The sequence below is a fragment of the Pseudomonas reactans genome (assembly GCF_013387025.1).
GTDB classification, from domain to species: Bacteria; Pseudomonadota; Gammaproteobacteria; order Pseudomonadales; family Pseudomonadaceae; genus Aquipseudomonas; species Aquipseudomonas reactans.
The window spans coordinates 1-11,614 of the sequence record NZ_JACAQP010000046.1; the positions used below are offsets into that span (position 1 = coordinate 1).

General features: G+C 59.2%; 12 protein-coding genes. 5 read left to right on the forward strand and 7 right to left on the reverse strand.

From position 1 onward, the window contains the following. Window positions 1-263: hypothetical protein (locus HX793_RS31040; RefSeq protein WP_218646206.1), on the forward strand; the 263-nt coding region annotated here is incomplete at its 5' end. Window positions 264-380: 117 nt separating this feature from the next. On the opposite strand, the gene HX793_RS29390 is transcribed toward HX793_RS31040, so the two are convergent. Then, window positions 381-968: an NUDIX domain-containing protein gene (locus HX793_RS29390; RefSeq protein ID WP_177096192.1), complete on the reverse strand. Its 588-nt coding sequence runs from the start codon at window positions 966-968 to the stop codon at window positions 381-383. A 23-nt stretch (window positions 969-991) separates the two neighbouring features. Then, a complete protein-coding gene (locus HX793_RS29395; RefSeq protein ID WP_177096194.1) occupies window positions 992-1,837 on the reverse strand; it encodes an SDR family NAD(P)-dependent oxidoreductase in 846 nt (281 codons plus the stop codon). Between the two features lie 163 nt (window positions 1,838-2,000). Between HX793_RS29395 and HX793_RS29400 the strand changes: the two genes are divergently transcribed. After that, window positions 2,001-2,927, forward strand: coding sequence for an alpha/beta hydrolase (locus HX793_RS29400; RefSeq protein ID WP_177005094.1), 927 nt, complete (start codon window positions 2,001-2,003; stop codon window positions 2,925-2,927). 192 nt (window positions 2,928-3,119) lie between these two features. On the opposite strand, the gene HX793_RS29405 is transcribed toward HX793_RS29400, so the two are convergent. Further along, on the reverse strand, window positions 3,120-4,280 hold the full coding sequence (locus tag HX793_RS29405) for an alpha-hydroxy acid oxidase (protein ID WP_177096197.1): 1,161 nt from the start codon (window positions 4,278-4,280) through the stop codon (window positions 3,120-3,122). 121 nt (window positions 4,281-4,401) lie between these two features. On the opposite strand from HX793_RS29405, the gene HX793_RS29410 reads away from it, so the two are divergent. Then, complete coding sequence (locus tag HX793_RS29410) at window positions 4,402-5,184, forward strand: DeoR/GlpR family DNA-binding transcription regulator (RefSeq protein WP_177053971.1); 783 nt, start codon at window positions 4,402-4,404, stop codon at window positions 5,182-5,184. Window positions 5,185-5,217: 33 nt separating this feature from the next. Here the strand turns inward: HX793_RS29410 and HX793_RS29415 are convergent, their stop codons facing one another. Then, a complete protein-coding gene (locus HX793_RS29415; RefSeq protein WP_095015776.1) occupies window positions 5,218-5,424 on the reverse strand; it encodes a PLDc N-terminal domain-containing protein in 207 nt (68 codons plus the stop codon). Window positions 5,425-5,577: 153 nt separating this feature from the next. After that, window positions 5,578-6,048 carry an Lrp/AsnC family transcriptional regulator gene (locus HX793_RS29420; protein ID WP_016976082.1) on the reverse strand — a complete coding sequence of 157 codons (471 nt, stop codon included), beginning with the start codon at window positions 6,046-6,048 and terminating at the stop codon, window positions 5,578-5,580. A 123-nt stretch (window positions 6,049-6,171) separates the two neighbouring features. Here HX793_RS29420 and HX793_RS29425 point away from each other — a divergent pair, with 123 nt between their 5' ends. Both HX793_RS29425 and HX793_RS29430 read left to right on the forward strand, forming a co-directional pair. Further along, window positions 6,172-7,407, forward strand: coding sequence for a methionine gamma-lyase (locus HX793_RS29425; RefSeq protein WP_177096199.1), 1,236 nt, complete (start codon window positions 6,172-6,174; stop codon window positions 7,405-7,407). A gap of 155 nt (window positions 7,408-7,562) precedes the next feature. Then, the gene (locus HX793_RS29430; RefSeq protein ID WP_016976080.1) at window positions 7,563-8,234 is read left to right on the forward strand and encodes a response regulator transcription factor; all 672 of its coding nucleotides are present in this window, start codon (window positions 7,563-7,565) and stop codon (window positions 8,232-8,234) included. 135 nt (window positions 8,235-8,369) lie between these two features. Here the strand turns inward: HX793_RS29430 and HX793_RS29435 are convergent, their stop codons facing one another. Both HX793_RS29435 and macA read right to left on the reverse strand, forming a co-directional pair. Beyond that, window positions 8,370-10,328 (reverse strand): MacB family efflux pump subunit, encoded by a 1,959-nt coding sequence (locus HX793_RS29435; RefSeq protein ID WP_177096201.1) that lies wholly within the window; start codon window positions 10,326-10,328, stop codon window positions 8,370-8,372. 3 nt (window positions 10,329-10,331) lie between these two features. After that, window positions 10,332-11,483, reverse strand: coding sequence for a macrolide transporter subunit MacA (macA, locus tag HX793_RS29440; RefSeq protein ID WP_177096203.1), 1,152 nt, complete (start codon window positions 11,481-11,483; stop codon window positions 10,332-10,334). Between the last annotated feature and the right edge of the window lie 131 nt (window positions 11,484-11,614).

An 11,614-nucleotide genomic window follows, 5' to 3' on the forward strand; every position in this document is an offset into this window, starting at 1 on the left:
TCTTTTTCAGAGTTTCCCTAGATGAGGTGTTCTCTTGGGGGACGAACATCACGCCCTCCACAGGTAAAAGCCCCAATATCTCCTATCTAAACGGTGTCACTCGAATAACAGCTGAGCTCATTCAAATCACGAACGAAGAATGTGCAGCACTACAGTTTGGCAACTCTGTACTTCTGGTTGAGTTTGACGGCCCCACCACTCAAAGATCCGGCTGTGTTGACCTGAGGGCGATCAGAGTCCTCCTATACCCAACAAATACGTAATCCACACAGATGAGCGCCGCACAAATGTTAGGGGCGCCCGTTGTGGGCTGCTCCGCAGCCCAGCGCAGGGCAAGCCTGCTCACCACAATGTTCGTGCTCGCCCAGCAACAAACGAACTCACCAGCCGTCCCTCAATATCCGCAACTCCAAATGCTGCAACAACATAATCGTCTTCCCATCCACAATCTCCCCACTCTGCACCATCCCCAGCGCCTGCTCAAACCCCAACTCCAGCACCTCGATATCCTCACCCTCCTCTTCCAGCCCACCACCGCTCCCCACCCGATCCCCCGGCTGATACTGACCCATGAAAAAGTGAATCCGCTCCGTCACCGACCCCGGGCTCATGAACGCCGCATAGATCTTCTCCACATGCCCCACGCGGTACCCGGTTTCTTCTTCCGCTTCCAGACGAATACGTTCTTCGGGACTGGCATTGTCGAGCAAACCGGCCGCCGCCTCGATCAGGTAGCCGGGGTAGTCATTGACGAACGTCGGCATGCGAAACTGGCGGATCAGCAACACCGTGCGCTGCTCGCGGTTGTACAGCAGGATGGTCGCGCCATTGCCGCGGTCGTATACCTCGCGGGTCTGGGCTTGCCAACTGCCGTCGCGGCGGCGCAGGTCGAAGCTGTATTTTTTCAGCAGGTACCAGTTTTCCGAGAGTGTCTCTTCGGCGGTGATGCGAACGGGGCTGTTGTCCATGCTCGGGTTTCTCAAGAAAAGGGTTATGTTTGTTTGATGCTGTTCCAGGCAGCGGCGACTGCTTCGGCACTGCCCGCCTTGATCCGTGCGAGGTTGCGCGGGTAGTCCACCCCTGGGTTTTCGGTAAAGCGCGTGGCCGTGAATTGGCCGTTGCTGGCGCGCAGGATATAACCCGTGTCCTCGCACTGCGAGGAGGCGAGAAACAGCACCCCCGGCGTCACCCAGTCGGGCTTGAGTTCGTCCGGTTCTTCGGTCACGCCCCACATGCGCGTCTTGGCGACCGGTGAGATTGCATTGACCTTGATCCCGGCCTCAGCCCCTTCGTGGCTCAACGCGTTCATGATCCCCAGTTGCGCCATCTTGCCCGCGCTGTAGGCCACCAGGCCAGTCTGCTCATACTGTGCGTACATGGCGCGGTCGGAGGTGGTGAGGATGATGCGCGGTGCAGATGAGCGCAGCAGGTGCGGCCAGGCGTGCTTGCACAGCCACAGCGGTGCGTAGAGATTGATGTCCATGGCGCGTTGCAGGAACCCGGCGTCAAGGTCGGCGATGGTCTGGTAACCGACCCAGCCGGCGTTGTGGATCAGGATGTCGAGTTGGCCGAAGGCCTCGATGGCGTAGGCGATCAGGTGCTCGCAGCCCGCGTTCGTGGACAGGTCACCGCCGTGGCCGATCACGTTCAAGCCTTCGGCCTGCAAGGCTTCTACCGCGGCCTGGACCACCGAGGCATCGCGGCCCGCGCCGGCATTGTCGGCACCGATATCGCTGATCACCACCCGTGCGCCGCCCTGGGCCAACGCCCGTGCGTAACTGAGACCCAACCCGCGTGCACCGCCGGTGACGACTGCAGTTTTGCCTGTGAAATCCATGTGCTTGCTCTCCTGTTCGGGCCGCTCACCCTAACAACCTCGGCGCGCCTTGTTCAATGCTGTAATACTTTGCAAGCAATCCCCGTTCACGGCTGTCGAATTAATTCCTGCCTGGTTGGGCCATCTGGTAAAACCCCTGCTTCACCTTTTTCCTGGAACCTTCATGTCCTCTCGTTTTCTCTCGCGCCTGAGCCTGCGCTGGTTTCCCATGGTGTGCATGGCGTTGTTGATCGTCGGCCTGCCGGTGGGCTGCGCGGTGCTGCAACACAAGGAGCGCGAACTGGTATTTCGCATCGAGCCGGGCACCGCCAGTTGGTACAGTGGCTTGCCGAAAGCGGTGCAAGAGTTCGAACTCAAGCCGGCCAGTTTCAAAGCAGGTCAGAATATCCATGGCTGGTGGTACCCGGCGGACAAGAAAGACGCGCCCGCCATCCTCTACCTGCATGGCGTGCGCTGGAACCTGACCGGGCAACTGTTTCGCATCGAGCAACTGCACGCCCTGGGTTATTCGGTACTAGCTATCGACTATCGTGGGTTCGGCCAGAGCCACGGCGAACTGCCGTCGGAAACCACCGTGTATGAAGACGCGCGCATCGCCTGGGAGCGTTTCCAGGTGCTGCAACCGGACCCGAACAAACGCCTGATCTACGGGCACTCCCTGGGTGGCGCAGTGGCCATCGACCTGGCTGCCGAATTGGGCAAGCAGACACCGCTGCCAGTGCGCGGGCTGGTGATCGAATCCACCTTCACGTCGCTGGCGGATGTGGCCACGGCCGTGGCGAATACATCGTTGCCGGTGCGCTGGCTGCTGTCGCAGAAGTTCGATTCCATCGACAAGATTGCCGATATCCATATGCCGCTACTGGTGGTGCATGGCCTGGATGATCGCTACGTGCCGCCGCGTTTCAGCCAGCAATTGTTTGAAGCCGCCCAGGAACCCAAGCGGCTGTTACTGGTGCCCGGTGCCAGTCATAACAACAGCATGAGCCTGGCCGGTCGCAGTTATGGCCAGGCGCTGGACAAACTGATGCAAGCGAAGATGCCGGCGCAGGTTGTCACACACTCCACAGGTCGTAGCGGCGACTCGTAAAAGCGTATTTCGGCACTGGGTTCGCGCTTGCGTGTCAAGCGCAAACCCTGCCCATGCTGGGCCAAAACAGAAGTTGATCAAATAATAACCTCTGCCGAAATCGCCAACCCTGCCGGGGCTTCGCAAAGTTATCCACAGAGATACCCACGGTTTTCGTGGACAACTCTTTTTATTTTTTTACGTTTTTTTTGCTCAGTAAACGCTTTCAGGAAATGTACCCGGCAACAAAATCTCGCGATTCACATCGCGTATATCGTTATACCCACACAAGGCCATCGACACGTCCAACTCACGGGCGATGATCTCAAGCGCCTTGGTCACACCCGCTTCGCCCATCGCGCCCAGACCATACAAATGCGGGCGGCCGATCATGGTGCCTTTGGCGCCCAATGCCATCGCTTTGAGCACGTCCTGGCCGGAGCGAATGCCACCGTCGAGCCATACTTCAATGCGCTCGCCCACCGCTTCGACAATCGCCGGTAACTGGCTGATGCTCGAAGGCGCACCGTCCAGTTGACGACCACCGTGGTTGCTCACCACCAGTGCGTCGGCACCGGCGTTCGCGGCCAGGCGAGCATCCTCCACATCGAGGATACCCTTGATGATCAACTTGCCGCCCCAGCGCTGCTTGATCCACTCCACATCGTCCCAGCTCAGGCGCGGATCGAACTGCTGGGCGGTCCAGGACGACAGCGAACTCATGTCTGCCACGCCTTTCACGTGCCCGACGATGTTGCCGAAACCCCTACGCTTGGTGCCGAGCATGCCCATCACCCAGCGCGGCTTGGTGGCCATGTTGAGGATATTCGGCAGGGTCAGTTTCGGCGGTGCCGACAGACCATTGATCAAATCCTTGTGGCGCTGGCCGAGTATCTGCAGGTCGAGGGTCAGCACCAGCGCATCTACGCCGGCAGCCTTGGCGCGCTCGATCAACTGTTCGATAAAGGCGCGGTCGCGCATCACGTACAACTGGAACCAGAACGGCTGGCCGACGTGCTCGGCAATGTCTTCCAGGGAGCAGATACTCATGGTCGACAAGGTGTAGCGCAGGCCAAATGCTGCGGCGGCGCGCGCGGTCAGAATCTCGCCATCGGCGTGCTGCATACCGGCCAATCCGGTGGGCGCCAGTGCCACCGGCATGGCCATCTCCTGGCCGATCATCGTGGCGCGGATCGAGCGTTCATCAATGTTGCGCGCCACCCGCTGGCGGAACTTGATGCTGGCAAAATCGCTTTCATTCGCCCGGTAAGTGCTTTCAGTCCAGGAGCCGGAGTCAGCGTAGTCGTAGAACATCCGTGGGACACGTTTTTGCGCGAGCTTGCGTAAATCTTCGATGGTTGTGATCAACGACATCTAGGTCACCTCTCCCTGAACTGAATGCTGAGAGTAACCGCCCATCGACTGCGCAACCAGCCATTGCGTTTAGATAGCCGCACGGCTAATCTCGCATAAACCCGCAAAATAGCGCACAAACATGCAAAACACTCATCAAGACATCGACCTGCCTTCTTTGCGCAAACAGAAGATCCTGTTGCTGCTGGAGCGCGACGGCAAAGTCACCGCCTCGGAACTGGTGGAACACTTTGCCGTGTCCCAAGACACCATCCGCCGCGACCTCGGCGAACTCGCCGCCGCCGGGCTGTTGCAACGCGTCCACGGTGGCGCCCTGCCCCGGCCCAAAGACACCGGCAAAGACTTCTTTACACGCGTGGGTGAAACCAACGAGGCCAAGCGTCACCTTGCGCGGCGGGCTGCCGACCGTGTGGAGGATGGGCAAATTGTGCTGTTCGATTCCGGCTCCACCACGCTGCAGATTGCCCAATCATTGCCGCGCTCAATCCGCCTCACGGTGGTCACGACATCCCCCATGATCGCCATCGCCCTGGCCGACCATCCCGATGTAAAAGTCATCCTCACCGGCGGCCAGCTCAACCCGGCGACGCTGTCCACCAGCGGCCATGAAACCGTGCGCATGATCCAGGGCATCAAGGCCGATGTGCTGTTCACCGGCGTATGTGCGCTGCATCCGCAAGTGGGCATCAGCTCGCTGCATTTTGATGAAGTGGCGGTCAAGCAGGCCTTGCTCGACAGTGCGTCCCATGTAGTGGCGGTAACCATGGCGGACAAGCTCGGCGCAGTGGAGCCCTTTGTCGTGGCGCCGTGCAGCCGGATTCATACGCTGATTACGGAGTGGCATGTGCCGAGCGTGGAAACGTATGAGCAGTTGGGATTGGAAGTGTTGCGGGTAGAGGTTTGATGCAAACAGGCGCCCCGCGAGGCGCCTTTCAATTCAGTTTCTGCGATGCGCCGGCATCTCGCGCTTGGGCCCGAACATCGCCCAGGCAATCAAGCCGAACAGCGGTACAAAAATCAGAATCACCAGCCACAACCCTTTGCTCTCCCAACCCCCTGTGCTGCGCAATACGGTATTGATCGCCCACAATTCCAACAGCAGCAGAATCACCGCCAAGCCGATCCAGATATATTGAATTTCCATGCTTCACCTCCTAGGTCGTATGCATTAGGTCAAGCATCGGCCTTGAGGGTTCATTAAAATTGCTGCAAGGACCGAACGGGTCCATGCTTCAACCGATCGCGTGCTTAACGAACAAGCAGGCTGAAACATGATTTAAATATGTCCCCCAGAAATTCACCCCGGCAACGGAATCACCCTCAACGCCCTGACCGACTTATAGGAAAAGCTCGAATAAATCTCCTTGACGCAAGGCAACGTCTGCAGCACCTCACGCGCAAATTCCCCAAACGACTCCAGATCCTTCGCCACCACTTCCAACAAAAAATCATACCGCCCCGACACGTTATGACACGCCACAATCTCCGGAATCTCCAACAATCGCTGTTCAAACGCCCGAGCGATTTCCTGGGTGTGGCTCTCCATCATGATGCTGACAAACGCCGTCACCCCATACCCCAGTGCCTTGGGCGAAAGAATCGCCTGATACCCGCTGATCACCCCACTCTCTTCGAGGTTGCGCACTCGCCGCCAGCACGGCGAGGTGGTCAGGGATACGCGGTCGGCCAATTCGGCCACCGTGAGACGGGCGTTGCCTTGCAATGCGTTTAAAAGGGCTTTGTCGGTACGGTCGAGACTGACAGGCATAACGTGCCTCTATTCTTTATTTTTATGAGGTTTTCATCCCAGGACGCGGGAATTAGCAGCAAATATTGCAAAGTTCATCTCTGGTTATGAGCATAGCATTGTAGGAAATAAGGAGCGTCCGACATGAACAATAAACACAATGCATTCGGCTTTTCCACCCGCGCCATCCACCACGGCTATGACCCAAAAGACCATCACGGCGCACTCGTCCCACCGATTTACCTGTCAGCCACCTTTGCTTTCCCAACCGCCGAATACGGTGCCGCCTGTTTTGCCGGTGAAGCGAGTGGCCACTTCTATACACGCATTTCCAACCCGACCCTGGCGCTGCTGGAATCACGCATGGCCACATTGGAAAACGGCGAGGCCGCAGTGGCGTTCAGTTCCGGCATGGGCGCGATTGCCGCGACGTTCTGGACCCTGCTGCGCCCTGGCGATGAAGTGATCGTCAGCCAGACCCTGTACGGCTGCACCTTTGCCCTTCTTCACCATGGCATCGGCGAATTCGGTATCAAGGTGCGGCATGTCGACCTTACCGACTTGGCTGCCCTGCAAGCCGCACTCAGCCCCGCCACTCGCATGATCTACTGCGAGACCCCGGCCAACCCCAACCTGCGGCTGGTGGATCTCGCCGCCGTGGCCGCCCTCGCCCACCAGCAGCCGAACATCACCCTGGTGGTCGACAACACCTACTGCACACCCTACCTGCAACGCCCCCTCGACCTGGGCGCCGATGTGGTGGTGCATTCGGCCACCAAGTACCTCAGCGGCCACGGCGATATCACCGCGGGCATCGCCGTGAGCAGCCAGGCCCTGGCCCAGCGCATTCGCCTGCAAGGCCTCAAGGACCTGACCGGCGCGGTGATGTCGCCCCAGGACGCTTCGCTGTTGATGCGCGGCCTCAAGACCCTTGCCCTGCGCATGGACCGTCATTGCAGCAACGCCCAGGCCGTAGCCGAAGCCTTGCAGGCACATCCGGCCGTGCAGTCGGTGACGTACCCGGGATTACGTTCTTTCCCGCAATACGAACTGGCGACACAGCAGATGAAACTACCTGGTGGCATGATTGCCTTCGAGCTCAAAGGCGGCATTGAAACCGGCCGGCGCTTCATGAATGCGCTCAAACTGTTCACCCGTGCGGTCAGCCTGGGTGACGCGGAGTCACTGGCCCAGCATCCGGCGAGCATGACCCATTCCACCTACACCCCGCAGGAGCGTGCGGCGCACGGTATCAGCGAAGGGTTGGTGCGCTTGTCGGTAGGGCTTGAGGACGTGGCCGACCTGCTGGCGGACGTGCAGCAGGCACTCGCCAAGTGCTCCCGCACCCTCACGCGTCCTTCTAAGCTTGTGAGTTTTTAATCCGTTTTTTTAAGATTGGATCCCCTTCCCGTCGCCAGGCTGTACTAGCATAGGTTCCGGCGGGAAGGACTATCACGGTAGGTTATTCGCGTTGGCTTGCACCTTAATCCCCGCTGCTCTAAGGCCGAATACCTGCACGCCTCATGGACGAAATGATGAACTCACAGCTGTTCCCTCATATTGGCAAAGTCATCGCCAGCACCGGCAGCCGCCATTTCCCACGCATGCTGCATGACCTGATCCTCACCCAACTGGCAGTGGATGCCACTCATATCACGCAATTGCAGGTCAGCGCCGACGGGCACACCCGCCGCAAGATCAGCCCGGTCTACACCGATTCGGTGGAGGCGTTGGGCGACGAACAACCCGCCGCACAATTGCACCTAACCCGCCGCAAGGACGATGTGCGCTACGTGTTGTCGGTGTATCGCTCGCACCAGTCCGAAAGCTTTTCACCCCAGGAACGCAGCATGTTGCAGGACTTCTCCACCTTGCTGCTGCCCATGGTGGAAAAGCACATCGCCGCAATCCAACCGTGCCGCCAGGACAGCGACGCGGCGGTGCCGGAAAACCAAGGTATCGAAACCCTGCGCAGGCGCATTCAAGAACGACTGGTGCAGTCAGGGTTGACCTTGTCCAACCGTGAGCTTGAAGTGTGCGTGGGCCTGTTGGCCGGGCGCACGGCACCGGAGTTGGCGGAGCAGTTGGCGTTGAAAGTCAACACCATCGAAAGCTACCTGAAGCGCGCATCGATCAAACTGGGGATCAGCGGGCGGCATTCGTTGTTGCGATGGATGTATGCCACTGAGGACAACACAGGCTTTTAAGACATACCTGTTCAAAATGTGGGAGCGGGCTTGCTCGCGAATGCAGTGTGTCAGTCAACAGATTCATTGGCTGAACTACCGCATTCGCGAGCAAGCCCGCTCCCATATTTTTTAATCTCTATTGGCTGACAAACCTCAATCTCTGGCAAGCGCCTCGATCGGGTCCAGCCGCGCCGCATTCCTGGCCGGCACAAAGCCAAACACAATGCCGATCAACGTCGAACAGGCAAACGCCGTGATGATCGAGCCCAGGGAAAACACCATCTCCCATTCCTTCACAAACAACGAAAACAGAAAGCCCAGGGCATAGGACAGCGAGATCCCGATCAGCCCGCCGATCAAACACACCATCACCGCCTCCACCAGGAACTGCTGGCGGATATCCGACTGCCGCGCCCCTACCGCCATGCGAATGCCGATCTCACGGGTGCGCTCGGTGACAGACACCAGCATGATATTCATCACGCCAATGCCCCCCACCAGCAACGAGATCACCGCGATCAACGACAGCAGCAACGCCAGCGAGCGGCTGGTTTTCTGCACGGTCTGCATGATGCTGTCGAGGTTGTTGGTGAAGAAGTCCTTGGTGCCGTGGCGTTGCAGCATGAGTTTGTTGACGTTGTCTTCGACCACCTTGCTCGGCTGGCCATCCTTGATGCGCACGGTGATGCTGTCCAGATGGCGCTGCCCCAGCAAGCGCCCTGCCGCTGTTTCATAGGGCACCCACACGTTCAGCGCCTTGCTGGCGGCGAACATGTTCTTATTGTCAGCGGTGACCCCAATCACAGTACACGGCAGGTTACCCACCAGGATCACCTGGCCCAGCGGGTCGACGTTCGGGCCGAACAGTCGGTGACGCGTGTTGTGGTCGATCACCACCACCTGGGCCTGGCGCCGCGCATCGCTTTCGCTGAAGGCGATACCGGCTTCGAGCTTCAAGCCCTTCACCTTGAAGTAGCGGTCGCTCACGCCATTGACCTGCGCATCCAGGTCGATATTGCCAAAGCGCAGCAACAGGTTGCGGCCCACCACCGGCGTGGCACTGTCGACGTAATACAACTGGTTCAACGCGTCCACATCCGAAGGCATCAAGGTCTCGATGGCAGAAGCGCGACTATCACCAAAACTGGTGCCGGAAAAGATGTCGATGGTGTTGCTGCCAATCGCCTGAATGTCCTTGAGCACATAACGCTTGGCGCCTTCGCCAATGGCCGAGATCGACACCACCGAAGTGATGCCGATGACGATACCGAGCATGGTCAACAACGTACGCATGCGGTGAGACACCAGCGCGACCCAGGCCATGTTGAAGGCCTCCTTGAACAACCCCAGGCTCGCCACCAAACGCCGGGCACCACTGCGTTTTGGCTCGATGGGCGTTTCGCTGGGCAACTCCAGGCCAGCGCTGTCATTGGCCTTGTCGCTGACGATTTCGCCATCACTGACCTCGACGATACGCTGCGCATTCGCCGCGACCTTGGGGTCGTGGGTGACGATAATCACCGTGTGCCCCGCCGCGTGCAGCTCAGCGAGGATGCGCATCACCTCTTTGCCGCTGTGAGTATCGAGAGCGCCGGTGGGTTCGTCGGCGAGGATCACTTCGCCGCCGTTCATCAGCGCGCGGGCGATACTCACCCGTTGCTGTTGGCCACCGGAGAGCTGGCTGGGGCGATGGGTGGTGTGACCGGACAAGCCCAGCCGCGCGAGCAATTCCCGTGCACGGCTGTGGCGTTGGGTTTCCGGTGTGCCGGCGTAGATCGCCGGCATTTCCACGTTGTGCAAGGCACTCAGGTGGGCCAGCAAGTGGTAGCGCTGGAAGATAAAACCGAAGTAATCACGGCGCAGTTCGGCCAACTGCTCATCCCCCAGGGAACGGGTTTCGATGCCGTTGATCTTGTAGCTGCCGGCCGTGGCGTAATCCAGGCCGCCGAGGATGTTCATCAGGGTAGATTTCCCTGAGCCTGAGGCGCCGATGATCGCGACCATTTCCCCGGCATGGATCGTCAGGTCGATGCCCTTGAGCGCGATAAACTCACGCTCGCCGGCCATGAAGCTACGGGTGATGCCCTTGAGTTCCAGCAGTGGCTGAGTCATCCGTCAGTTCCCTGCCACAGCGGGCGTGGCGTCGCCGATCACCACTTTGTCGCCTTCGGCCAGGCCGTCGAGTATCTGCACCTTCACATTGTTGTTTATCCCGGTCTTCACCTCCCGCGACACTGCCTTGCCTTTCGCGTCCAGCACCCGCAACGAGTAACTGCCGTCGTTGTTGCGCGCCCCCAGCGCCGCCACCGGCACCATCAGTGCGGCCTCGGCGGTGTCGAGCACGATACGTACCTGGGCGGTCATGGCGATGCGTAGACGGTGGTCGGGGTTAGGCACATCGAACAACGCGTTGTAGAACACTGCGGTGTTCTGCTTCGGCGTGCCGGCGGTCTGGGTTTCCAGGAAATTCTGTGGCGCCGGTTCCGTGCCGCGCAGCTTGGCGTAGTAACGCTTGTCGGCCTCACCGAGGATGGTGAAGTACACCTGCTGGCCGGGGCTGATGTGAATCACATCCGCCTCGGAGACCTGCGCCTTGACGGTCATGGTGTCGAGGTCGGCCAGCTTGAGCAGCACCGGCGCCAGTTGGTTGGCGATCACGGTCTGGCCTTCCTGGGTGACGATGCCCACCACATCGCCGTCGATGGGCGCGACGATGCGGGTGTAGGCCAGGTTGACCTTGGCGGTGTCGATCTGGATGTGGGCGCTTTTTATCTGCGCGTCCAGGGACAGCAGGTTAGCCTGTTGCACCTGGAAGGTGGATTCGGCGTCTTCGAAGTCCTGGCGGGAGACTGACTCGTCAATCTGCAGGCCTTTGTAGCGTTCGTATACGGACTTGGCCTGCTTGAGCTGCGCTGCTGTGGCGCGGCGTTGGGCCTGGAGGTTTTCTTCGTCGACCTGGGCTTTGCGCAGGGTGTTTTGCAGGATCAATGGGTCGATTTCGGCTAGCCATTGACCTTTTTTGACCTTGTCGCCGACTTTGACTTTGAGGGATTTCAATTGGCCTGAGACTTGGGCGCCGACGTCGACCTGTTTGATGCCTTCGAGCAGGCCGGTGGCGAGCACGGCGTTTTCGATGTTGCCGCGTTCGGCGGTGGCGGTGAGGTATTGCGGTGCGTCGGCGGGAGCCTGGACCGTGTAGATGATCAAGCCTATGGCGATGGCCAGTGTGGCGAACATTCCTAGTTTGCGTAGCGATGGCTTTTGCATAGATGACCTTTGATCGAGAACATATCCGTTATTTGAGTAACGGCCACTATTGGTTCCGCTCTTACAGCGGGTCACTTTTGAAAAGCGCAAAAGTAACCAAAACGCTCTTGCCCCAACACTCGGTGCCTCGC